Source organism: Streptococcus suis, from assembly GCF_002964575.1.
GTDB lineage: Bacteria > Bacillota > Bacilli > Lactobacillales > Streptococcaceae > Streptococcus > Streptococcus suis_R.
In genome coordinates this window covers 1-22,635 of sequence record NZ_POQQ01000076.1, presented here as the reverse complement: position 1 = coordinate 22,635, position 22,635 = coordinate 1, and the positions used below count along the sequence as shown (strand labels likewise).

General features: G+C 44.9%; 21 protein-coding genes and 2 pseudogenes. 6 read left to right on the top strand and 17 right to left on the bottom strand.

The window, feature by feature from the left end; translation table 11 throughout:
• The first annotated feature begins 94 nt into the window (after positions 1-94).
• Positions 95-991 (top strand): ATP-binding cassette domain-containing protein, encoded by an 897-nt coding sequence (locus C1E58_RS09785; protein ID WP_105210203.1) that lies wholly within the window; start codon positions 95-97, stop codon positions 989-991.
• Entirely contained in the window at positions 975-1,667 is a 693-nt protein-coding gene (locus C1E58_RS09780) for an ABC transporter permease (protein ID WP_105210202.1), read from the top strand. Before C1E58_RS09785 ends, C1E58_RS09780 begins: the two co-directional genes overlap by 17 nt.
• An 81-nt stretch (positions 1,668-1,748) precedes the next feature.
• Here the strand turns inward: C1E58_RS09780 and C1E58_RS09775 are convergent, their stop codons facing one another.
• The 14 genes and pseudogenes from C1E58_RS09775 to adhE all read right to left on the bottom strand — a co-directional run bounded on the left by C1E58_RS09775 (position 1,749) and on the right by adhE (position 17,666).
• Positions 1,749-2,444 (bottom strand): histidine phosphatase family protein, encoded by a 696-nt coding sequence (locus C1E58_RS09775; protein ID WP_029187631.1) that lies wholly within the window; start codon positions 2,442-2,444, stop codon positions 1,749-1,751.
• A gap of 75 nt (positions 2,445-2,519) precedes the next feature.
• Positions 2,520-3,857, bottom strand: coding sequence for a PFL family protein (locus C1E58_RS09770; protein ID WP_105116985.1), 1,338 nt, complete (start codon positions 3,855-3,857; stop codon positions 2,520-2,522).
• Positions 3,858-3,868: 11 nt separating this feature from the next.
• Positions 3,869-4,135, bottom strand: a complete 267-nt coding sequence (locus C1E58_RS09765) for an ACT domain-containing protein (RefSeq protein ID WP_024382312.1) — start codon at positions 4,133-4,135, stop codon at positions 3,869-3,871.
• A gap of 90 nt (positions 4,136-4,225) precedes the next feature.
• Positions 4,226-5,323: a type 2 isopentenyl-diphosphate Delta-isomerase gene (fni, locus tag C1E58_RS09760; protein WP_105210201.1), complete on the bottom strand. Its 1,098-nt coding sequence runs from the start codon at positions 5,321-5,323 to the stop codon at positions 4,226-4,228.
• 10 nt (positions 5,324-5,333) lie between these two features.
• Entirely contained in the window at positions 5,334-6,413 is a 1,080-nt protein-coding gene (locus C1E58_RS09755; RefSeq protein ID WP_105210200.1) for a phosphomevalonate kinase, read from the bottom strand.
• A 1-nt stretch (position 6,414) separates the two neighbouring features.
• Entirely contained in the window at positions 6,415-7,440 is a 1,026-nt protein-coding gene (mvaD, locus tag C1E58_RS09750) for a diphosphomevalonate decarboxylase (RefSeq protein ID WP_105210199.1), read from the bottom strand.
• Positions 7,433-8,368, bottom strand: a complete 936-nt coding sequence (gene mvk / locus C1E58_RS09745) for a mevalonate kinase (protein ID WP_105210198.1) — start codon at positions 8,366-8,368, stop codon at positions 7,433-7,435. The genes mvaD and mvk overlap by 8 nt, the downstream gene beginning before the upstream one ends.
• Positions 8,369-8,603: 235 nt before the next feature.
• The gene (locus C1E58_RS09740; protein WP_105210197.1) at positions 8,604-9,881 is read right to left on the bottom strand and encodes an MATE family efflux transporter; all 1,278 of its coding nucleotides are present in this window, start codon (positions 9,879-9,881) and stop codon (positions 8,604-8,606) included.
• A gap of 5 nt (positions 9,882-9,886) precedes the next feature.
• A complete protein-coding gene (locus tag C1E58_RS09735; RefSeq protein ID WP_105210196.1) occupies positions 9,887-11,314 on the bottom strand; it encodes an ABC transporter ATP-binding protein in 1,428 nt (475 codons plus the stop codon).
• A complete protein-coding gene (locus C1E58_RS09730) occupies positions 11,278-11,937 on the bottom strand; it encodes an energy-coupling factor transporter transmembrane component T (RefSeq protein WP_105210195.1) in 660 nt (219 codons plus the stop codon). Before C1E58_RS09730 ends, C1E58_RS09735 begins: the two co-directional genes overlap by 37 nt.
• Positions 11,934-12,527 (bottom strand): MptD family putative ECF transporter S component, encoded by a 594-nt coding sequence (locus C1E58_RS09725; RefSeq protein WP_105210194.1) that lies wholly within the window; start codon positions 12,525-12,527, stop codon positions 11,934-11,936. Before C1E58_RS09725 ends, C1E58_RS09730 begins: the two co-directional genes overlap by 4 nt.
• Before the next feature lie 3 nt (positions 12,528-12,530).
• Positions 12,531-12,800 (bottom strand): annotated as a pseudogene (locus C1E58_RS09720) (ATP-binding cassette domain-containing protein); the annotation flags it as partial.
• A gap of 211 nt (positions 12,801-13,011) precedes the next feature.
• Entirely contained in the window at positions 13,012-14,496 is a 1,485-nt protein-coding gene (gene thrC / locus C1E58_RS09715) for a threonine synthase (protein ID WP_105210193.1), read from the bottom strand.
• Between the two features lie 518 nt (positions 14,497-15,014).
• A complete protein-coding gene (gene adhE / locus C1E58_RS09710) occupies positions 15,015-17,666 on the bottom strand; it encodes a bifunctional acetaldehyde-CoA/alcohol dehydrogenase (RefSeq protein ID WP_105210192.1) in 2,652 nt (883 codons plus the stop codon).
• 442 nt (positions 17,667-18,108) lie between these two features.
• On the opposite strand from adhE, the gene adhP reads away from it, so the two are divergent.
• Positions 18,109-19,134 carry an alcohol dehydrogenase AdhP gene (gene adhP, locus C1E58_RS09705; RefSeq protein WP_105114385.1) on the top strand — a complete coding sequence of 342 codons (1,026 nt, stop codon included), beginning with the start codon at positions 18,109-18,111 and terminating at the stop codon, positions 19,132-19,134.
• 407 nt (positions 19,135-19,541) lie between these two features.
• Here adhP and hisS read toward each other — a convergent pair whose 3' ends face one another.
• Both hisS and C1E58_RS09690 read right to left on the bottom strand, forming a co-directional pair.
• Positions 19,542-20,822 carry a histidine--tRNA ligase gene (gene hisS / locus C1E58_RS09695; RefSeq protein ID WP_105210191.1) on the bottom strand — a complete coding sequence of 427 codons (1,281 nt, stop codon included), beginning with the start codon at positions 20,820-20,822 and terminating at the stop codon, positions 19,542-19,544.
• A gap of 112 nt (positions 20,823-20,934) precedes the next feature.
• Positions 20,935-21,636 carry a hypothetical protein gene (locus tag C1E58_RS09690; protein WP_105210190.1) on the bottom strand — a complete coding sequence of 234 codons (702 nt, stop codon included), beginning with the start codon at positions 21,634-21,636 and terminating at the stop codon, positions 20,935-20,937.
• A gap of 279 nt (positions 21,637-21,915) precedes the next feature.
• Between C1E58_RS09690 and rpmF the strand changes: the two genes are divergently transcribed.
• Both rpmF and rpmG read left to right on the top strand, forming a co-directional pair.
• Positions 21,916-22,098 carry a 50S ribosomal protein L32 gene (gene rpmF, locus C1E58_RS09685; protein WP_002937589.1) on the top strand — a complete coding sequence of 61 codons (183 nt, stop codon included), beginning with the start codon at positions 21,916-21,918 and terminating at the stop codon, positions 22,096-22,098.
• Between the two features lie 15 nt (positions 22,099-22,113).
• On the top strand, positions 22,114-22,263 hold the full coding sequence (rpmG, locus tag C1E58_RS09680) for a 50S ribosomal protein L33 (RefSeq protein ID WP_002262412.1): 150 nt from the start codon (positions 22,114-22,116) through the stop codon (positions 22,261-22,263).
• Between the two features lie 78 nt (positions 22,264-22,341).
• Here rpmG and C1E58_RS12440 read toward each other — a convergent pair whose 3' ends face one another.
• Positions 22,342-22,515 carry a FanG protein gene (locus tag C1E58_RS12440; RefSeq protein ID WP_078374329.1) on the bottom strand — a complete coding sequence of 58 codons (174 nt, stop codon included), beginning with the start codon at positions 22,513-22,515 and terminating at the stop codon, positions 22,342-22,344.
• 28 nt (positions 22,516-22,543) lie between these two features.
• Between C1E58_RS12440 and C1E58_RS09670 the strand changes: the two are divergent.
• A pseudogene (locus C1E58_RS09670) lies at positions 22,544-22,635 on the top strand (cadmium transporter); the annotation flags it as partial.

Here is a 22,635-nt window from a genome sequence, read left to right as displayed (position 1 = left end):
TTCTCCACGCGTTACATTTATGTAACGAAATTCGTTGACTTTTGAATCTAGTATATCATAGATTTATCATTTTTTTATAGAAAGGCAGGTAGTTATGTCATCTCTCTTATCTACCCAAGAATTATCAAAGCAATATGGGAAACAAAAGGCCGTTCATCAGGTTTCTTTAACGATTAATAAAGGAGAAATCTGTGGCTTAGTTGGTGAAAATGGTGCTGGGAAAACAACGCTTCTCAGAATGTTATCGGGCCTCATTTCCCAAACTTCAGGTACCATTACTAGCTCAAAAAATTGTCGTATGGGAGCTTTAATTGAATCCCCTGCTCTACAACCCAATTTATCTGCTATCGATAATCTTCGTTACATGGCTCTGCAATTAAATCTCAAGCAAGCGGATGAAAAAATCTTAGAGACATTAGCAATTGTCGGTTTAGAGGATGTGGATCCTAAGAAAAAATCCAAAGATTTTTCATTGGGAATGCGTCAACGTTTAGCCATTGCCTTAGCTATCCTAGATAGGCCTGATTTTTTAATCCTAGACGAACCGATTAATGGTCTTGACCCTGTTGGAATCAAAGAAATGAGAAGTATTATTTTAAATCTTCGAAATCAATATGGGATGACCATCCTTATCTCCAGTCATATTCTATCAGAGCTTGAGATGGTGGTTGATCGATACATTATTATGCATAAGGGCCTTATTGTCAAAGAATTCTCAAAGCAAGAGCTTGAACAAACCCTAGAAGAACAGCTCTATCTACAAACGAACAACCATCCTAAGACCTTGACTATCCTTGAAGAGCAGGACATCGCTTACAAAATAGACAAGGATTATATCAGTCTGTCATCAGATACGAATGTTATGAGCCTCATTCATCTCTTGATAAACCATGAGATTGAGGTCAAAGAAATTTTTAAACAACAAATGTCATTTGAAGATTATTACTTGACATTGATTCAAGAAGGAGAAGAGCATGATACGTTACTTTAAAGCTGATTTATTTAAGATTCAAAAAGAACAGAGACTAACGATTTCATTGGGAATATTGGCTTTACTGTCCTTTTTATCCGCTTTTTTGTTGCATGGCAACGAAGACTTCACTAGCTCTCTTATTCAATTGCTTTCTCAATTTATCACACTATTTTTTATCGTTCCAGCCAACCTATTTTTGGGAGATGATTTTACTTACCGCACCATCAATAATATTATTATCAAGCAACAAACAAGAAAAAGGGTGTTTTTCTATAAAGTCTTAGCAACCCTTGTGCTAGATCTCGCTTATATCCTTCTAGCCTATTTATTGAGTAGCAGTGTTGGCTTACTTCTAGGTGATCGTGTTGATTTTGCAGTGATAATACAAAGTTTCATTGTTCAAACATCTTTATTTATCTGTATCTCTCTGTTATCCATCCTGATATTTGTCAAGTCCAATAAGGTCAATCAAGCCTATCTTGCCTTTAGTTTAATTAGCCTTCTTTTTGACAATATCTCCAACCTCATTACTAGTAACCTACTCCATATGAAATTACCAACAGATTATTTTCTATTCATTTCCCTCCAACAAGGGGAAAATATTTCAAGGATATCCATGGGTGTTAGCTTTATGGCTACCCTCATCTACCTTTATCTGAGTTACTTTATCTTTAGTAGGAAAGAGTTAAAATGATGTAACTTAGATTTCATATATAAAAAACATGTATGTCACACATCAGAAAAAACGTATGACATACATGTTTTCATTTCACATTTATTCCCCTTGGGCAATCAATTCTGCTCCGCGTTTGCGGTAGGATAGGTCACCAACAGCTTCAATTAAGAGCTTGCCATTTTCGTATTTGAGGACGGTGATTGAGCCGTTATCCAGGAAGACATTGGCACCACGCTCTGGCTCCAACAGATGGGCTAGGGTTGCAATGGTCATACCGTGGCTGACCACAAGGGCATTGCCACCGCCCTGCTTTTCCAAGTCTTGGGCGATAGCCTCAAAGCCTGTCAAGATACGATTGCTCAAAACTTCCCATGATTCCGCCCAGCCAGCGGTGTCTGCTTCTTGAATACCTGCTGCGATTTCCGCAAAGGACATGCCCGTCGCATCAACTGTCCCTTTCAAACGAGGTAGGACACCTTGAAAAAGCTCGGCATCATACATGCCCTCGAAACTACCAAAGCACCATTCACGGATACGCTTGTCTTGGTAATATGGGATTTTTCCTAAAATTCCCAACTCACGCTGGGCGATGGTCATGGTCTGAACGGTCCGCCCCAGGTCACTGGATACAGCTAGTTTAAAATCAAGGCCCGCATCCTTGAGCCCCAAGCCTAGCTCACGAATTCCTTCCTCACCAGCCTTGGTCAGCGGTGTATCACACCAACCCTGCACGCGCCCGATGGTATTAAACATGGTTTTCCCGTGACGAGAAATATATAATCTTACATCTGCCATTCCTTTTTCTCCTTGTCATTTCTTACTATTAGTATAACAAAAAACCGACTGCTTGTCGCAATCGGTTTACGATTTTTAGTTCTTAAAACTATGAATCGGTGCTGGAATCTGTCCGCCACGGTTGATAAAATCCACAGATGAAGCCTGATTGACCTTCATGACAGGAGCTGTTCCCAGAAGGCCGCCAAATTCGATCATGTCCCCTTCTTTTCCAAGTGGAATAATACGGACCGCAGTCGTTTTCTGGTTGATAACCCCAATAGCCGCTTCATCCGCAATCATAGCCGCAATGGTTTCAGCTGGCGTTGTTTCTGGAATGGCAATCATGTCCAAACCAACAGAACAGATAGCCGTCATAGCTTCCAATTTTTCAAGGTTAAGGGAGCCATTTTGCACCGCCGCAATCATGCCCTCGTCCTCCGACACAGGGATGAAGGCACCAGACAGGCCACCGACTTGGTTGCAGGCCATGACTCCACCCTTTTTGACTGCGTCATTGAGCAGAGCAAGGGCAGCAGTCGTTCCGTGCGTCCCAACGGTTTCTAAGCCCATTTCCTCCAAAACCCGTGCCACTGAGTCGCCAACAGCCGGCGTTGGAGCAAGGGACAGGTCCACGATACCGAACTTGACACCCAGGCGTTCGCTGGCCATGTTGCCGACCAGCTGACCGATACGGGTAATCTTGAAGGCCGTCTTCTTGACGGTCTCCGCCACCACATCAAAGCTCTCACCACGCACTTTTTCAAGAGCACGCTTGACCACACCTGGCCCAGATACGCCGACGTTTATGACCACATCCGCCTCACCGACACCGTGGAAGGCACCCGCCATGAAGGGATTATCCTCGACCGCATTGGCAAAGACCACCAGCTTGGCCGCACCCATATCAGAAGCTTCCGCCGTCTCCTTGATGATCCGCCCCATGTCCCGCACAGCTGTCATATTGATACCCGACTTGGTCGAGCCGATATTGACTGACGAGCAGACCTTTGTCGTTTGGGCCAATGCCTGCGGTATAGAGTTGATGAGGATTTCATCTCCTTTTTGGTAGCCCTTTTGAACCAGAGCTGAAAAACCCCCGATAAAATCGATGCCGATCTCATGAGCCGCCTTGTCCAAGGCATGAGCCAGGGGAAGATAATCCGTGGCATCCGTCGCTGCACCAATCAAAGCAATAGGCGTCACCGATACCCGTTTGTTGACAATGGGAATTCCCAGCTCCGCCGCAATCTCATCACCGACCGCTACCAAGTTCTTGGCCTTGGTTACAATTTTTGTATATATTTTCTCCGCTGCCTTATCGATGTCCGAGTCGATACAGTCCAAGAGAGAAATCCCCATGGTAATGGTCCGAATGTCGAAGTGTTGCTCCTCGATCATCTCAATGGTTTCTCTAACCTGTCTAATGTCCATGATTGCTCTCCTTACAAGTTGTGCATGGCATCAAAAATGGCCGCACTTTGAATATTGATTTTCACGTTCAAATTTTGACCAAAGGCATCCAATTCCGCACGAAGTTGCGTGAAATCTTTCTTCTCATCTGATGACACCACCGCCATCATGGTAAAATACTCATCCAAAACAGTTTGGGAAATATCGTCAATATTCAAACCCAATTCCGCAATCTTGGTCGCAACACCCGCAACAATTCCTGACTTGTCCTTACCGACAACTGTAACAATAGCTTTCATCTGAACACCTCTTCAAAATTTTCATTTATTTTATCATAATTATACAAAAAAAGGTAGAAATCTTCTAGTTTCTACCTCTAACGTACGTATTTATTTTACCAATTGCGACCGACGGGCATAGGCTTTCCAGTCAATCCCACGCGCTTCGCACCAGTTTTGGACTTTTGGAGCCAAGACCAAATCTTTCTGACGGAGTTCCGCAATGTTTTTAGCACCCAGCATGGTCATGATTTCAGCCATCTGCCATTGGAAGGTTTTAATAGCCTGCAAGCCATCGTCAAAACGATGCCCCTTACCATCCTTGACATACTGGAGGAAATGATTGGACATACCAACAAGGTCTGCACCGAGGGCCAATGATTTGACAATATCTAGTGGCGTCTTAATACCACCAGATGCAATCAGGCTTGGGCGAACTTCTTCTGGAACAGACATGGCTTCTACCAAGGATGTCACAGTTGACTGACCCCAACCCTCTAAGTAGGTATAATCATTGAAGGTCCGACGGGCATTTTCAATCTTGGCGAAATCCGTCCCCCCAGTACCAGACACATCAATGGTCTTGACACCGACAGAAGCCAGCTGGGCCACTGTTTCACGGCTCATGCCAAAACCAACTTCCTTGACGATGACAGGTACTTCCATCTCTCGCACCAAGGTTTCAATATTCTTCAACCACATAGTAAAGTCACGGTCTCCCTCAGGCATAACAATCTCCTGGGGTGCATTGACGTGGATTTGGATGGCATTGGCCTCCAACAAATCCACCGCCCGTTTGGCGTTCTCAACACTATGATGGGCACCTAGATTGGCAAAAATAATGCCATAAGGATTTTCCCGACGCATAACAGAGAAGGTTTCAGCAACAGACGGATCCTTGATCGCCGCACTAACCGAACCCGAAGCCAGAGCAATCTTGCCAAAATGCCCCATAATTCCCAAGAGGCGATTGATTTCCCGCGTCTTTTTGCTTCCACCGGTCATAGCATTGATGAAGAAAGGAAAGGCAAAGTCCAAACCAGCTACGCTGGTCGAAATATCCACTTCATCCACCTTGGTCTGAGGTAGGGAATGATGGACAAACAAGGTCTCCGTAAAGTCCTTGGCCGGTGTGGCACTGTATTGCTGGTTGGCCAAGCCAACGTGTTGATCCTTGCGGTCTAAACCAAATTCTCCTAGATAAAACATAGGGTTCTCCTTATTCTCTACTTGTGATCTTTAGTTGGAGTGGAAGAATGCCGGCTTCTTGCCAAGCCTTCTCAATCGCTACTTTTTGTTCCGTACTGTCTACCAAGCAAATGCCGCAGTCACCACCGCCTGCACCAGATGATTTGGCCACCGCTCCATAAGTCTGGGCCAGGTCACAGAGTTGGCTCAGTTGAGGCGTTTCAATGACCAAACCCATTCCTCTCGCAAAGTCTTGCAAGAGCTTGCGGTTCTGAGCAATGGCCTGTCTAGCAGCTGTTTGATTGCCTGTTTGACAGGCCGCTATCAACTGCTCCACACAGGTCTTGGAGTCGGCTAGAAACTGGCTATGAATGTGCTCTTTTTCTGCCTGACTTTTTTGACTTTCCATATGGGAAACCAATCGATCTGTCGAAGCCGCCGACCCTGTCCAACCAACCAAGAGGTCTAAGCCTTCTGGTAGCTGGATAGGGCTGATGGACAAACCTTGCCAATCACTTTCCACCAGATCAAGCAGGGACAGCTCTGCCATTTTCCCTAAAAGCCAAGAACGGTCCAGGGAATGATAGGCGATCAAGCCACCAAAACTGGAAGCCGCCAAGTCACCGAAGGACCCCGTCATGCCTAACTTGGTCTGGGCCAGGGCTGCCAGCTTGTAGGTAAGGAGGGCATCTGGTCGGTGACCGTAGTAGGTTAGCAGGGCCTTAACCGTCGCAACCGTCACTGCCCCTGACGAGCCCAAGCCATACTTGGCACCTGAAGTCTGGTCATCCAGGTCAGATTGGACCGCTAGGCTGTAGGTTGCTTGACAAGTATAGCCCTTGGCCGTCAAATATTCCTCAGTCACCTGCATGGCGGTCTCAATCAGAGCATAGGGATGATCTCCTTGGACAAGAAGGGCACCTTCCTTACGCTCCCAGGTCAGATAGAGGTCTGCTTGCTGGCTGGAATGAAGAAGGCCGCGGTCACTTGTTTCTATGGTGACAGTCAAGTATTGGTCCAGGGCCGCAATCACTGCGGGATAGCCTGCCTCTACAACTGCGTATTCCCCTGCTAGAAAGAGTTTTCCAGGTATCTTTACTTGTACTTTCATGCTACAAGCCCTTTTCAAACGCTGCTTGTGAGGCCTGCCACTCGTCTTCGCTGAGGACGTAGGCGGCAGGACCAGGCTTGCTGGTAATGATTTTCTCCCTTGGGAAGACTTTGGCCAATTCAGCTACTAGCTCGTCCATTTGACTTGCTCGGCAGAGGACCTTGACATTCGGTCCTGCATCCATGGTCATGTAGGCTGATAAGCCGCTTTCCTCACGAACCTGACGGACTGCCTCTTGGGCCACTAGGCTATCGGCTGACCAGTAGGTAAAGGGCGGATTGGCAGAAAGCGTCGTTGCGTGCATTTTCATACCGTTGTGTTCCGTAATCTGACCAAGTTTTTCAAAATCACGGCTGGCAATGGCTTCCTTGATGTCCACCAAGTCTTGCTTGGCTGTTTCTACCCAGGCTGTGTAAAATGGTGAGGTGGCAACCGTATGGTCCATTCCCTCTCGACTAGCAATCTTTTTCGGTCCAGTATTGACGGCTAAGACGACCATGGCAATATCCCAATCGGCATCGTCAATGGGATGGGCCATAGAGTCTTCCGAACCCGTTCCCATATCCCACTCGACAAAGCCACCGAATAGGCTGCGGGTGCTTGAGCCAGACCCCCTGCGTGCAAGGGTGGATAGGGTGGCTGGTGACAAATCTATATCCAAGGCAGTTGCGGTTGCAAGCGCAAGTGCTGCGAAGGCTGATGCTGAGCTGGCCAAACCAGCCGCAGTCGGAACAAAATTTAGACTTTCCACTCGGGCAAATGCCCTTTCACCTATATATTCGCAAAACAAATCCAAAAATCGAGAAATTTTTAATATTTCTTTTTCTTTTTGTAACATTCCGTTGAGATAGAACTCATCGGCAGTCAATTTGGGGTCAAAAACGACCTTGGTATCCGTATAAAATGCGTCAAGGGTCAAGGATAGGCTAGAATTCATGGGTAGGAATAATTCCTTATCTCGTTTTCCCCAGTATTTAATCAAGGCAATATTGGTATGGGCACGGGCAATGCCTGTCTGTTTAGTCATTGGTTTCTCCTAAGTACTGTATCCAGGTTTGGCGGGCACCTGCTTGGGCAAGAAGTTGGGCAAGGACTTGGGCATCCTGGGCTGTTCTGGATAGGGCAATCATGCAACCGCCTCGTCCGCCACCGGTTAATTTGGCTCCGAGGGCTCCATTTTCTTGGGCAAGGCTGACGAGCTTATCCAGGCTAGGATCAGACACGCCTAATTTTTGCAGGAGGGCATGGGCTTGGTTCATTCTGCTACCTAGAAGCTCTGCCTGGTCTGTGGCTAAATCTTCCTTGGCCTGTCGGGTCAAGTTACCCAGTTCTTCTACTAGCTTGATAGCCTCTGGCTTTTTCTCCAACAAATCAGCCACGTCTGAAATGGCTTCTAGGGTATTTCCAGTCACTCCAGTATCTGCCACCACCAAATAGGCCTGGAGTTTTAGCTCCAGCGGTTGAATGGGCTGGTGTTTGATAAAAAAGACTGGTGACTTACCGCTGGTGGTTGCCGCATCGACGCCAGAGGGATTGCCGTGAGCAATTTTTTCCGAAGACTGGACGATGTCCCAGAGCTCACTGTCTGTCAGCTCTTTTTCATAATAGGCAAAGAGGGCGCGGGCCACCGCAACTGCCACCGCAGCACTGGAGCCCATGCCTCGCTCGGCAGGAATGGTGGAGCTGATTTCGATGTGAATAGCTGGATCTGTCGGAGCGCCGATACGGTAGAGGGAAAAGCGAATAGCATGCTTGAGGCTTTCCCAGATTTTTGGCATCTTGTGAACCAAACCTTCGTAGAAGTCACAGGCCACACTCAGAGCCTGACCCTGCGCCCTTACCTGAGCGGTAATTTCAACAGCAGAAAAAGGCATAGCAATTGCTGGCTGGCCATAGACAACCGCATGCTCGCCCATCAAAATGATTTTTCCATTTGCTTTTCCTACTACTGACATATTCTTCTCCTTACACAATCACAACTATTATACCATTTTTCATAAGAATAATAGACGAAAACAGCCGACCTCAGTCGACTGTTCTCTGGAGATTATATGATACCTAGCTCTTTGTCGCTTGCGACTTAGAGATAGGGACACCTTTAGGTGAAAAGAAAATTGTTTGCTATTTCTAGCTTGAATATAGTATACAAGAGCTAGCTTAAGCGAAACTAAAAGATTTCTTAGACATTTCTTAATCAATTTTAACTTTTCTTTCTCGCCTATATTGGACATACAAAAATCCTGCACGAAAGGCATTATCGGCTATAGTTGCTATCCAAATAGCCTGTAAACCTAGATGAAATACTCCAATAAGTAGATAGGTAAGACCAATTCGGACTATCCACATACCTAGACTGGTCGCATAAAATGGTAGCTTGGCATTACCCAGACCTTGCCACAAGGCAGTTAAAACAAGAGTAGAAGCCGTAAAGGGAACACCTAACATGGAATAGAGCAAAACTGTCTGGCTGGCCTGAACAACCTGTGGTTCTTTTGAATACAAACCGATTAAAAGTGGACCAGATAAATAGGTTGTAGTAGCTACCAGTAGCATAAAAAGGAGTGAAAGAAAGAAACTCCTTTTCAAGATGTCCTCTACCGCAGACTGAGTCTGCCTATGCTTGGCTGTCAAGATAATGGTTGCCGTGGCAATTCCCATGGCTGGCATATAGTTAAACTGGGTTAGCGTTTCTCCAATGGCGTTACCAGCTACAACTGCTGTACCTAAACCAGTAATCAAAGCGACAACAACCACATCGCCAGCCCGCATCATCAAGCGCTCCCCAGTCGTTGGCAAGGCAAGTCGGATGAGCTCCCTATCCAAAGACCAGGTCCATTTCTCTAAAGGAAAGGCAAGCTTTGCCCACAGCAGAAAACAACCTACCAGCCGTGACAAGACTGTTCCAAGAGCAACTCCAGCCACGCCAGCATGGATCACAAAAACAGCAAAGGCTGAAAAAAGAACATTCAAAAGATTGGACAGAAGACTGATATACATGGGGAATTTGGGTTGACCCAAGGTTCGTAAGATCGCACCTAAACTCATCATCAATCCGAGAAAGAGAATGCCGCCACCAACCAAGATGAGATAAAGACCACCTGCCTTGGCAACTGCAGCTTCAGCTCCCAAACTTGTCAGCAAATTGGGACCCAACAATAGGGCTAACCCACCAAGAACCAGACTAACACAAAGCGTTATTTTCAAGCCCTCGCTAACAATATAGCTCATCTTTTCAGACTTCCCTTGACCCAAAATCTGAGCCAGACGAGCTGAGATGGCCGCGGCTAAAGCGATAAAAATTGCCTGATAAACTGCCAATATATTGTTGGCCAGAGATACTCCCGACAGGGCTACAAGGCCGATACTAGCCACTAAGTAAGAATCCACCATGCCCATCAACATTTGGAGAATATTTTCAGCCATAGCAGGCAAGGCAATCCTAAGTAATTCTTTTGTATGCTTGTTCATCATCCTCATCTTAATTGTTTAACATCTATTATTTTATCACAAACCAAGTCTAAGAGTTCTTCATCATGCGAAATCAACAGAACTAGCTTATTTTTCTCTTTTAAATCAAGCAGGGCCCTGGCGACTGCTTTCATCTGTCGCAGATCCAAACCGCTAGTCGGCTCATCAAAGATAAAAATGTCCTTATCCGCCAATAAGCTAGCTACCATCATCACACGTTGCTGCTCTCCACCTGACAAGCTGACTGGATGCCTATCCAGCAAGTCTTCCAAGCGAAAACGGCTGATCATCTCCTCATCAAGCTGCTTGTCTTTTTGCCCCAGCGTCAATTCCCTGCAGACTGTTTCTGCAAAGAGCTGTAGGCGGACATCCTGCATGACAAGGGCAGTTTTTTCCAGGCGTTGACCTGCCGTGAGTTTTTTCCCATAACAAGCAATGCTAGCCTTTTTATCTTCTGATAGTCCAACCAGATAGTTGGCTAGACTCGTTTTTCCAGACCCATTTGGTCCCACAAGACCAATAACCTGACCCGGTGCCAAACAGAGCTTTTCAACCTGGTAAAGAAGGCTTCCTGACTGGCTGACCGATAGGTTCTCAACAAGCAAGCCTTGCTCATCATCTGTAAACTGACTAGCCCGCTCTGCTATTGCCCGCCCATAAGGCGCCGAATCGTAGCAACGCAGCCCCATGTCCTGACGACAGGCATCTGTTCGGCTGAGAAAGTCCGCAGCCAAATAGTCCGTCACCAACTGTCCGTCTTGAAAATAGAGGTAGCGATCAGCCAAGTAACTGAGATAGGACAAGCGGTGTTCCGCAATAATAATGGTTTTTCCCTGTTTTTTCAAGAGCTGCAAGACTTCTTGAACTCTTACCACACCTTGCTGATCCAAATTAGCTGTCGGCTCATCCAGAACTAGAAGATCTGTTCCCTGCATGGCTGCAACAGCCAAAGCCAGAACCTGTTGCTGTCCACCAGATAGGCTGGAAATCTTTCGTTCATACAGGGGCTCTAAGTCAAACAAGTTATTGACCCAAACCAAACGCTGAGCTATTTCTTCCTTAGATAAGCCTTGGTTTTCACAGGGAAATACCAGTTCCTGCAAGACTTGATTTTGGAAGAATTGAGTAGAAGGTTGCTGAAAAACAGAAGCAACCTGATAGGACAAATCTTCTAAACTCATCCCTCTCAACTCCTTGTCACCTAGATAGACCTGACCTGAGAGTTGGGCTGGATAATATTCTGGAACCAGGCCATTCAAAACTTTGAGAAAACTTGATTTTCCTGAACCGCTCTGACCACAAAGAACGACACATTGGCCGGTTGGGATGGTTAAATCTGAAATAGCAAGGGCTGGTTTGTCAGATCCGGGATAGTGCAATTCCAACCCTCTTACCGTCACAGCTGGACCAGAAGAAGAAAACTGACACAACATAAACAAAGACTCCAATCTAGCAGGCTCCAAGACGACTGCAGGTATTCTGTGGGTTTACCAGACAAGGCCAAGCCCTTGGTCAAACTGGCTACAGTTAATTCCTGAGCCGTTCGCAAGAGGGACATCATAAGGGGAACCAAGAAACATTCCAGGTACTGAAGCGGTCTACAAATCACGTCCCTCTTCCGCAGGAAAATCCCCCTCACCTGTAATGAAGCGCGAATGGTTCTAGCATCCTCCTTGATAGCTGGAAGGAAACGAAACATGACTCCTAGCGTCAAAAGAAATACCTCTGGCAAGCGCCATTTGCGCAGACCATGGACAAGTTCGTAACTGCTGGTGGTCATCAGCAAAAAATGCCCTGCTAAAAGTGGTGGCCATGTATAAGTCAGAACGACCAAGACATGTGCCAGCCAGGCTGGCAAGAAGGAAATATAGGACAGGAGCCAAAAACCAGTATAGAACAAGACCCCAATGACAGCCATTTTTTTCTTCTGAGAAAACCAGAAAAGCAGGCTAAATCCCAAGACTAGCACTGCATTTTCAAGAATAGTCAGTCGCAAACCATAGGTAATACTAGCAAAGATGACTAGAATGATTTTGGTACGGGCATCTAATTTCATGATAGAAAACCTGATTGTTTGAAATAGCGCTTGACCATGTATTGTCCAAAAAGGCCACTTACAAGAGCAGTTAGAATAATAGTAGTTGACAACCAGATTACATTCCCTGGAGTAAAGTCCAGCATCACTCGGGCCACATACTCTGCTGATTTACCACGGGCCAATAGACCGGCTTCATAGGCATCTCGCATAAACCACATAAGCAGAATCGGTCCTAAATTTCCAAAAGAGAAAACAATATAACTAAGAAGATTGACCCATTTTTGCTTATAGTGACCAGCTTTTGCGATCAGTTCAGCTAGTAAGCCAAAGGTCAGGCTAGGCAGAAAGGCAGCTGTCATATAGCCTGATAGGAAAAAGAAGCAGGCCATGACTGCACCGACCAGACTAATAGAACCTGGCTTCCCAACCTTGGCAATCAAGAGCATATAGACTGGACCAGCTAAAAGAGCTGCTCCAGCTGGTGCATACATCATATTACCTGACCGATCAAAAACCAAGCTCAATAAGGTTCCTAGACCAACACAAACAAAGTAGAGGGCTGAAAAAGCCCCTGTTACCATCAGATCTTTTACTTGTAATTTCTTCATTTATTATTCCTTTACTAATTGTCCGTCTTCCAAGCGGAAAATGGTATCCGCACAAGCCATGGTCGAGCTTCTATGGGAAATCAAGAAGACCACGCCCTGACAATGCTCTTTAACCAGCCGGATAAAGCAGGCTTCATTGAGCGAGTCTAGGTGACTAGTCGGCTCATCAAAGATATAGCAATCCGCATTTTTGAGCAGGGCCCGCATGAGTTCCAAGCGTTGCCCTTCTCCTGCTGAAAAGTCACTGGCTTCCACAAGCGTATCCAAGCCCTCTCAATGTTGGTAAAATCCATTCTCCCAGCTACATTGATAAGGCGTTTTCTTTTTACAAAAAATGGTTACTTGCTACTGTGCCACTAGTGACTTCTTTTCCAAGTGCTCTTATCTAGTATATCATTCCTTAAATTATCTGTAAATTTTACTCTACATTTAAAAAGAAAACAAACTACTCAAGATAAGTAGTTTGTTAGGAATCATCAATGGATTAAATACCCAAATAACGTTCCACCTCAGCCTGCATATCCGCAGCTGCAACAACGGTTTTGTGGCGAACAGGTGCTGTTTCCAATCCGTCCACAGCTGGCGGCAGGGCTACACCTGAAATCTCATGCAATTTTGCAAGGGCTTCAAAGTCAGACAAACCTGACTGGCCTGTCACAGCCTCAACCGCAACCACCGGGAACTTGTAAGGACTTGCTGTGGAAGCAATCACTGTCGGAGTCTGATCTCCCGTCTTCTCCACATACTGTTTATAGACAGCTGAGGCAACAGCCGTATGTGGATCTTCAATGTAGTCTGACTCCTCATAGACTCGCTTGATTTCCGCAGCAGTTTCTTCTTCTGTCGCAAAGGCGGCAGCAAAGAGAGAGAGGATTTCCGCGTCAGCCCCTTGAATGTCGTACTGACCAGCTGTGTTCAAGGCTTCCATGAGGTCAGCTGTTTTTCCAGCGTCATTGCCAAAGAGATGGAAAATCAAGCGTTCCAAGTTTGAGGACACCAAGATGTCCATGGACGGACTAGTGGTCACGCGGAAGGTACGGTTCTTGTCGTAAACACCTGTTGAGAAGAAGTCGGTCAAGACGTTGTTGTCGTTGGAAGCACAGATGAGCTTGCCAACTGGAAGACCGATTTGTTTGGCGTAGTATGCCGCCAAGATATTTCCGAAATTCCCTGTCGGAACGGTGAAGTTGACCTTGTCACCCGCCGCAATCTCGCCAGTTTTAACCAGCTGTGCGTAGGCATAGACATAGTACACAATCTGTGGCACCAAGCGGCCGATGTTCATAGAGTTAGCAGATGAAAACTGGAGTTTCTTAGCTGCCAATTTGGCACGAAGAGCCTCATCGTTGAACATGTGTTTGACATTTGTCTGGGCGTCGTCAAAGTTACCGTCAATAGCCACCACATGCGTGTTAGCTCCTGTCTGCGTGGTCATCTGCAATTCTTGGACCTTAGACACCCCGTCGCGTGGATAGAAGACGATGATTTGCGTGCCAGGAACATCCGCAAAACCAGCCATGGCTGCCTTGCCTGTATCGCCTGAAGTCGCTGTCAAGATGACAATCTCATTTTCCAAACCATGCTTTTTCGCCGCAGTTGTCATCAAGTAAGGCAGGATAGACAGTGCCATATCCTTAAAGGCAATGGTTGAGCCTCGGAAGAGTTCCAAGTTGTACTGACCTTTTAGCTTAACCACTGGGGCAATAACTGGCGTGTCAAACTTGCTGTCATAGGCATTGTTGATACAGTAGTCCAGTTCGTCTGCCGTAAAATCATCCAAGAAAGCTGACAAAATCAGCTTGGCAACCTCTTGATAAGAAGCGTCTTTGAGAACAGAAAAGTCCAAGTCAACTGTTGGAATGGAAATCGGTGTAAACAAACCACCATCAGTCGCCAAGCCCTGCAAAATAGCCTGACTAGCCGATACGGTATTTTTAGCATCGCGTGTTGATTGATAAACTAGTGTCATAGTATCCCTCGTAAAAAATCTATTTTTTCTATTCTACCATAAATTGACAGAAAATTGGGAAGATAAGACAAAAAACCGAATATCTGTCCGGCTTTGGGCTCTTACCTTCAAAATATCAAAACACCAGCCTACTGCACGTAAACTGGTGTTTGAGAAAGTTTTGGAGGCTAGTCCAATTGTTTATATAAGGATTATTAAGAAATGATTTGTGCAACAACACTTACATGTTCATTTTGAAATCAATTTTTCCTAAGAGTGCCTAGGCGGCGAAGGCGACGCTAAATCATCAAGGGATGATTTTCTAAATGCGACGAGGCGAATTACCGAAATAATTCTAGTCCTAAGTCTTTCTAGGCAGATTGCCGAAACTACCCAAACCATCAAGGAATGATTTGTATTTGAAAAACCCAACACTATCATATTTGAAATCAGTTTTTCCTAAGAGAGTCTAGGCGGCGAAGGCGACGGTTGAACTCAAGTTCACCTAGCCAAGCCAACGCAGAGGCTCGACGGAAAAATTATTTCAAACGGCCTGGACGTTCTTTGTAACCGTAGTACGCATCCTCAATGATTTCTTGCATGTGGTCAACCATTGCTAGACGTGGGTTAGCTGGTGTACATTGGTCTTCGTAGGCAAGGAGAGCCAATTCACGAGAGTGTTCTTTGAGTTCTTTCTCATCGATACCTTGAGCTTTCAAGTTCATTTGGATACCGATACGCTCACCGAGGTCATAAACAGCTTGTGCGTAAGCAGCAACTGCTTCTTCTGGTGTTGAGCATGGAAGACCTAGCATACGAGCGATGTCTTGGTATTTCTCATCCGCTTTGTAGTAGTTGTACTTAGGCCATGTAGCTGTCTTAGCTGGACGAGTACCGTTGTAGCGGATAACGTATGGAAGCAAGATAGCGTTTGTACGACCGTGAACTGTGTGGAAACGTCCACCAATCTTGTGGGCCATTGAGTGTGAAATACCCAAGAAGGCGTTGGCGAAGGCCATACCTGCAATAGTTGAAGCATTATGCATTTTCTCACGTGAGTAGAAGTCAGCATTCTTCACTGAGCTTTCAAGGTTTTCAAAGACAAGTTTAATAGCTTGAAGAGCAAGACCGTCTGTGAAGTCGTTGGCTACTGTTGATACATATGCTTCTGTAGCGTGAGTCAATACGTCCATACCAGTATCCGCTGTAACGTGTGCAGGTACTGTCAATACGAGTGCTGGGTCAACGATTGCCACAGTTGGTGTCAATGAGTAGTCAGCAATTGGGTACTTGCGGTTGTTTGCCTTATCAGAGATTACAGCAAATGGAGTGACTTCTGAACCTGTACCAGATGTTGTTGGGATCGCGATAAACTTAGATTTCTTACCAAGTTCTGGGAACTTGAAGGCACGTTTACGGATGTCCATGAATTTTTGAACAAGGTCATGGAAGTCAACTGTTGGTTGCTCGTAGAAGAGCCACATAACTTTGGCAGCATCCATTGGTGAACCACCACCGAGGGCGATGATTGTATCTGGTTTGAAGGTACGCATCAATTCTGTACCCTTGTAAACTGTTGTGATGTCTGGATCTGGTTCAACGTCTGAGAAGATTTGGTAAACCACTTTATTACGACGAAGATCCAATTGTTCAATAATACGATCCAAGAAACCAAGTTCTACCATGGCATGGTCCGTAACGATCATCACACGTTCAACGTCACGACATTTTTGGAGGTATTGGATAGAATCACGTTCGAAGTATGTTTTAGAAGGAACTTTAAACCATTGCATATTATTTCTACGTCTTCCTACTTTCTTGATGTTGAGCAAGTTCATCGCACTTACGTTATCACTGATTGAGTTACGTCCATAAGAACCACAACCAAGTGTCAATGATGGCAAGAAGGCATTGTAAACATCACCGATACCACCGAAAGTAGATGGAGAGTTCCAAATAACACGGATCGCACGTACGATTGTACCAAATTCTTTGGCCAATTCAGCATCTTCTGTATGGATAGCTGCTGAGTGACCTAGACCGTGGAATTCAACCATTTGGCGAGCTGCTTCCAGACCTTCTTCACGTCCTTCAACTTTCAGGACAGCGATAACTGGTGACAATTTCTCACGAGTCAATGGCTCTTTTTCACCGATTTCAGCAACTTCAGCTGCCAAGATGTTGGTACCCTCTGGAACTGAGAAACCAGCTTGTTCAGCAATCCATGCAGCTGGACGACCTACGATGTCCGCATTCAATTTGCCTTCTGCACAGTTCTTGCTGTTGGCTTTTACACCGAAGCAGTACTCTTCGAGAAGGGCTTTTTCTTTCTTGTTAACAAAGTAAGTTTTGTAAGATTTGAATTCAGCTACAAATTCGTCATACACTTCCTTATCAATGATCACTGCTTGCTCTGACGCGCAGACCATACCATTATCAAATGACTTAGACATCACGATGTCATGTGCAGCTTGACGGATGTTTGCAGATTTTTCAACATAGGCAGGAACGTTACCAGCACCTACACCAAGAGCAGGTTTCCCACAAGAGTAAGCCGCACGCACCATGGCGTTACCACCCGTTGCAAGGATTGTCGCAATTCCGTCATGCTTCATCAATTCAGAAGTTGCTTCCATAGATGGTTTTGTTACCCACTGGATACAGTTTTCTGGAGCACCAGCTGCCACAGCTGCTTCATAGACAACACGCGCTGCATGAGCTGAAGATTCTTGAGCAGATGGGTGGAAGGCAAAGACGATAGGGTTACGTGTTTTCAATGCAATCAAAGACTTAAAGATTGCAGTTGAAGTTGGGTTTGTTGTTGGCGTGATACCACAGATAACACCAACTGGCTCGGCAATCAAGGTCAAGCCGGTAACATCATCTTCTTCGATGACACCAACTGTTTTTGTATGGCGCATGTTGTTAACAACGTGCTCACAGGCAAACAAGTTTTTAGTCGCCTTATCTTCGAATACACCACGTTTGGTTTCTTCAAAAGCGTGCATTGCCAGTTCACCGTGCTTGTCAAGAGCAGCTACCGAAGCCTTAGCTACGATGTAGTCTACCTCTTCTTGACCAAGTTTGCGGAACTCATCAAGAGCAACCAAACCTTTTTGAACAAGCTCATCAACGTGCTTGCGAGCTTCTGCTAATTTTTCTTCTGGTGATACAACTTTTTTATCAGCCATTGTGTTCCTCCAAATTTTCTTGTTAACTTTTGTTAACTTTTTCACAATGTTATTCTACAATATTTCTATTTATTTGTAAAGAGAATTTGTTAATTTTTTCACATTTTTTCTGTTTTATTTTTGAAAACGCTTACTTTACTTATGTTTTCCGATATTTTTCTGACTATTTTCAGTAAACTACCAAAAACTCCCCTTGTCAACTCATCACTGAGCGAAAATCAACACAAACTTCTCCTTAGCTTCTATTTTAACAAGAAAACGCTTGCAAGTAAATGGTTTTTATGGAAAAATTTCAGGAATTCTCTGATTGTTTTCAAAAGTAGATACAAGCCCCTTTCTCTTGATATACTTGCATTATCTTAGTTTTTGTGATATTATTAACAAGAAAATAAACTATATTAACACATCAAAATGATGTGCAATCATACATAGGAGGTCTGCCATGAAAGCAGTTGTTGTTAATCCAGAATCTACTGGTGTTGTCGTTGTTGAAAAAGAACTTCGTCCACTTGAAACTGGCGAAGCTCTGGTTCAGATTGAGTACTGCGGTGTCTGCCATACGGACTTACACGTTGCTCAAGGTGACTTTGGTAAGGTTCCTGGTCGTGTTCTTGGTCACGAAGGTATCGGTATTGTGACTGAAATTGCTCCTGACGTAACCAGCTTAAAAGTCGGCGATCGTGTCAGCGTTGCTTGGTTCTTCCAAGGCTGCGGCACGTGTGAATACTGTACAACTGGTCGTGAAACCCTCTGCCGTACAGTAAAAAATGCTGGCTACTCAGTTGACGGTGGTATGGCTGAGCAATGTATCGTAACAGCTGACTATGCAGTAAAAGTACCAGAAGGTCTGGACCCTGCTCAAGCAAGCTCCATCACCTGTGCTGGCGTAACCTGCTACAAGGCTATCAAAGAAGCGCACCTAGAACCAGGTCAATGGATTGTCATCTACGGTGCTGGTGGACTGGGCAACCTTGCGGTCCAATACGCTAAGAAAGTCTTTAATGCCCACGTTATTGCTGTCGATATTAACAATGACAAGCTAGAATTAGCCAAGGAAGTCGGTGCAGATGTCATCATCAATGGTCTTGAAGTGGAAGATGTGCCTGGCTACATCAAGGAAGTAACGGGTGGTGGTGCCCACTCAACTGTCGTAACGGCTGTTTCTAAGGTTGCCTTCAACCAGGCTATTGACAGCGTTCGTGCAGGTGGCTATGTCGTGGCTGTCGGACTTCCATCTGAATACATGGACCTCAGCATTGTGAAGACTGTGCTAGATGGTATCAAGGTAGTCGGCTCTCTGGTTGGTACTCGTAAAGACCTAGAAGAAGCCTTCCACTTCGGTGCTATGGGCTTGGTTGTTCCTGTCGTTCAAAAACGTCCTGTGGACGATGCCGAAGCAGTCTTTGATGAAATGGCCGCTGGTACTATTCAAGGTCGTATGGTCCTTGATTTCTGCCACCATCACTAATTTGTTCTCCACTAAAGCTAGAAGCGACTAAATAGTCGCTTCTCTTTTTTTACTTTATATAGTCATTGGAAGAGCTTTGATACATCGTCACTTTCGGCTTGCCCTACTCTACGAAAGAGAGGCTGGGCTCAACCAGCCTCGCTTCTCAGAGTTCGTGTCAACATCTCAGCGCAGTGGTTTATTGGCTTTAACAGTCCAGTGGACTGTTAAAGGTTGGAGATAAGATTTGCAAAGCAAATCTCAGCAATTCGTGTTTCACACTCCAAATCTGACCTCTACTACTGATGCGAACAAAGTTCGCTTCATTTCCAACCTAGAACAGTCTCTAGGCTGTCCTAGCTGCCTGCACCACAGTTCCTTGTCTGAAAGCTCTTCATTCGACCATAAAAAAGTAGCAGCCCAGGCTACTACTTCTCTAATTCTTCCAAAATACTTGCAAAATCTGTTTTGAGTGTTTCCAAATTTGTTTCGACCCGGCTTCTTGTCTGGTTATTTTTCACCACGACTTGTCCGCTTTCCAGCTCGCTTCCACCAAGTGTAATAATGGTCTTAGCTCCAAAGACATCTGCTGACTTAAACTGGGCCTTGAGCTTGCGGTCAAGGTAATCTCGCTCTGCTCGGAAACCTTGCTTGCGGATGGCTTGAACCAACTCAAGCGCTCCGCCATTGGCCTCCTGACCTAAAACAGCAATGTAGACATCTAACTGGGTGTCGAGAGGAAGTTCAATGCCTTGCTTTTCAAGGACGAGGATGAGGCGTTCAATCCCCATACCAAAGCCGAAGGCTGGTGTTTCTGGTCCACCGAAATAGGACACCAAACCGTCGTAACGACCCCCGGCACAGATGGTCAGGTCATTGCCACCAACCTCTGTCATAAACTCAAAAATAGTGTGGTTATAGTAGTCCAGACCACGTACCATGTTGGTGTCGATGGTGTAAGCAATCCCCAAGCTGTCCAGCATGGACTTGACTGCCTCGAAGTGAGCTGTACTTTCCTCATCCAAGTAATCCAAGATGGACGGTGCATTTTCCACCGCAACCTTGTCTTCTTTTTCCTTAGAATCCAACACACGCAAAGGATTTTCTTCTAAACGGCGCTGGCTGTCCTTAGATAGCTGGTCCTTGAATGGTGTCAGGTAGTCAATCAAGGCCTGACGGTAGGCTGCACGGCTCTCTAGGTTACCCAGACTATTGAGATGGAGGCGGATATTCTGAATCCCCAGCTCCTCAAAGAAGTGGTAGGCCATGGCAATAGTTTCCACATCTGTCGCTGGGTTGCTAGAACCGAAGCACTCGACACCAATCTGGTGGAACTGACGGAGACGACCTGCCTGCGGACGCTCATAGCGGAACATTGGGCCCATGTAGTAGAACTTAGCTGGCTTTTGCACTTCTGGAGCAAAGAGCTTGTTTTCTACATAAGAACGAACAACGGGCGCCGTCCCTTCTGGACGGAGGGTAATGTGGCGGTCCCCCTTGTCATAGAAATCATACATCTCCTTGGTCACAATATCCGTGGTGTCACCAACCGAACGGCTGATGACCTCATAATGCTCGAAGATCGGAGTGCGAATCTCAGCGTAATTGTACTGTTTGAAAATGTTGCGGGTGAAGTTTTCCACATACTGCCACTTGGCCGTATCCTGCGGTAGTAAATCCTGGGTCCCTTTGGGTTTTTGTAATTTCATAGGCCTTCTCATTTCTCTAAAACTTTTCCTTATTTTATCATATTTTGGGCATTTTTGGAAATGGCAGAGCAGACAAAAAGCCGTGTCTACTGACACAGCCTTGTTTAAAAAGCTATTTCTTGTCTACAATCTGGAAATTCAAGTCGGCCACTTCAATCTCAACCTCAAGTTTTTCTTCTGAGTTGAGATTGAGGAGGTTTTCTAAGGCTGTTTCTGCAAAGGCCGCTACTTTTTCCTGGCGTTCCGCATCATTCAATACTTCCTCACTTGTCTTATAAATGGCTTCTTGGGATTTATCATTTAGAAATTCCTGGGCCTTTTGTCCAGATGTGAAGACATCGACCGCCTTGTCTAGCAGACCATTGCTATTATTGCTGATCTTGATTTCTCCATGTTGCTGAGAATCAACTTCAACAAGCACAGGTTTCTTGAAGGTCAAGGTATTATTTTGAATCTGAACATCTGACTGACCAATGCCCTCCAAGACCAGCTTGAACTCCGTCTGCACAGGAATATCAACAGACATTTCACGTCCTACAAAGAGCTTGGTAATCGGTTCTGTCCAGTCTGGCCATTCTATTAACTGATTGTTTTCAAAGGTCTGGTTGGCAGTTGTATCCACCTCAGCTCCTGCTACAACCAGCTTGCTTTCCGCTTCAAACTTCTTGATGACAAATTCATACTGAACCTTGTGGGTCCCTTGAAACCAGGCAAAAATACTATTCCTAAGCCAAAAGATACCTAGACCTAAAACCAGCAATAAGACCAAAAGGCTAGCCAACTTTTTCGCGAAAAACTTCCCAACTGTTTTCATACAGTTCTCCTTCATATTTGAATTATCGGAACTTGTCCTACAACCATTATATAATATATATGCTGTCAAGTATTTTTTGCATTTTTTTGACTATTTTAGCAAAGTTAGGTAAATTCTGCTCGCTAGAAGCATTTGAGGCAAAAATTTTTAAAAAAAATCTGTCAAGTAACTTTACTTTACAAAAAACTTTTGTTATACTGTTAAAGTTGACGAAAGTCATACGCACTATTTTAGATTGAAAAAGGGCTGTGCCCTTATATTTAACGGAGGAAGAAAGAAATGGCAGTACCTGCACGTCGCACTTCAAAAGCGAAGAAAAACAAACGTCGTACTCACTATAAAGTAGCAGCTCCAACTGTGAAATTTGATGAAACTACTGGAGATTACTCACGTTCTCACCGTGTATCTTTGAAAGGATACTACAAAGGACGTAAAATCGCTAAGGCTGCTTCAGCTGAATAATAGAAGGGAGATACCATGCGCGTAAATATTACACTTGAACACAAAGAATCTGGTGAGCGTTTGTACCTTACTTCAAAAAACAAACGTAACACTCCAGACCGTCTTCAATTGAAAAAATACTCACCAAAATTGCGTAAGCACGTAATTTTTACTGAGGTGAAATAGGGATTCACTACACGTCAATAGACGGTAGAAACCTTGATTTTAAGCGATTTTTGATTTTTTGAAACTCATTATATCGCACTACAAATCAATAAAAACTCTACCTTTTTTAGATAAATATATCATCTGGATATTGAAGTTAAGCCCTGCTATCATTTCGATGGCAGGGCTTTTTAATATTTGGTACACTAACTTCTTATCTATATTTTGGTGGATTTTAAGTTGACATCTACAAAGTTTAATGTTAGAATACATTCAAAAATATATTTGAATGAGGTGTTTTATGATTCAAAATGTTGTTACTTCAATAATCCTGTATTCTGGGACAGCCGTAGACTTACTTATTATCCTAATGTTATTTTTTGCCAAAAGAAA

What these genes read in the sequence shown, in the direction of transcription:
- mvk (WP_105210198.1), bottom strand. Translation starts at nt 8,368, where the DNA reads ATGTCAGTAGTAGGAAAAGCAAATGGAAAAATCATTTTGATGGGCGAG.
- C1E58_RS09735 (WP_105210196.1), bottom strand. Translation starts at nt 11,314, where the DNA reads ATGTTGTGTCAGTTTTCTTCTTCTGGTCCAGCTGTGACGGTAAGAGGG.
- C1E58_RS09740 (WP_105210197.1), bottom strand. Translation starts at nt 9,881, where the DNA reads ATGAACAAGCATACAAAAGAATTACTTAGGATTGCCTTGCCTGCTATG.
- fni (WP_105210201.1), bottom strand. Translation starts at nt 5,323, where the DNA reads ATGTTTTATCTAGGAGAATTTGGTTTAGACCGCAAGGATCAACACGTT.
- rpmF (WP_002937589.1), top strand. Translation starts at nt 21,916, where the DNA reads ATGGCAGTACCTGCACGTCGCACTTCAAAAGCGAAGAAAAACAAACGT.
- adhP (WP_105114385.1), top strand. Translation starts at nt 18,109, where the DNA reads ATGAAAGCAGTTGTTGTTAATCCAGAATCTACTGGTGTTGTCGTTGTT.
- thrC (WP_105210193.1), bottom strand. Translation starts at nt 14,496, where the DNA reads ATGACACTAGTTTATCAATCAACACGCGATGCTAAAAATACCGTATCG.
- adhE (WP_105210192.1), bottom strand. Translation starts at nt 17,666, where the DNA reads ATGGCTGATAAAAAAGTTGTATCACCAGAAGAAAAATTAGCAGAAGCT.
- C1E58_RS09730 (WP_105210195.1), bottom strand. Translation starts at nt 11,937, where the DNA reads ATGAAATTAGATGCCCGTACCAAAATCATTCTAGTCATCTTTGCTAGT.
- C1E58_RS09785 (WP_105210203.1), top strand. Translation starts at nt 95, where the DNA reads ATGTCATCTCTCTTATCTACCCAAGAATTATCAAAGCAATATGGGAAA.
- C1E58_RS09780 (WP_105210202.1), top strand. Translation starts at nt 975, where the DNA reads ATGATACGTTACTTTAAAGCTGATTTATTTAAGATTCAAAAAGAACAG.
- C1E58_RS09690 (WP_105210190.1), bottom strand. Translation starts at nt 21,636, where the DNA reads ATGAAAACAGTTGGGAAGTTTTTCGCGAAAAAGTTGGCTAGCCTTTTG.
- C1E58_RS09775 (WP_029187631.1), bottom strand. Translation starts at nt 2,444, where the DNA reads ATGGCAGATGTAAGATTATATATTTCTCGTCACGGGAAAACCATGTTT.
- C1E58_RS12440 (WP_078374329.1), bottom strand. Translation starts at nt 22,515, where the DNA reads ATGTATTCTAACATTAAACTTTGTAGATGTCAACTTAAAATCCACCAA.
- C1E58_RS09755 (WP_105210200.1), bottom strand. Translation starts at nt 6,413, where the DNA reads ATGAAAGTACAAGTAAAGATACCTGGAAAACTCTTTCTAGCAGGGGAA.
- hisS (WP_105210191.1), bottom strand. Translation starts at nt 20,822, where the DNA reads ATGAAATTACAAAAACCCAAAGGGACCCAGGATTTACTACCGCAGGAT.
- C1E58_RS09765 (WP_024382312.1), bottom strand. Translation starts at nt 4,135, where the DNA reads ATGAAAGCTATTGTTACAGTTGTCGGTAAGGACAAGTCAGGAATTGTT.
- mvaD (WP_105210199.1), bottom strand. Translation starts at nt 7,440, where the DNA reads ATGACTAAACAGACAGGCATTGCCCGTGCCCATACCAATATTGCCTTG.
- C1E58_RS09725 (WP_105210194.1), bottom strand. Translation starts at nt 12,527, where the DNA reads ATGAAGAAATTACAAGTAAAAGATCTGATGGTAACAGGGGCTTTTTCA.
- rpmG (WP_002262412.1), top strand. Translation starts at nt 22,114, where the DNA reads ATGCGCGTAAATATTACACTTGAACACAAAGAATCTGGTGAGCGTTTG.
- C1E58_RS09770 (WP_105116985.1), bottom strand. Translation starts at nt 3,857, where the DNA reads ATGGACATTAGACAGGTTAGAGAAACCATTGAGATGATCGAGGAGCAA.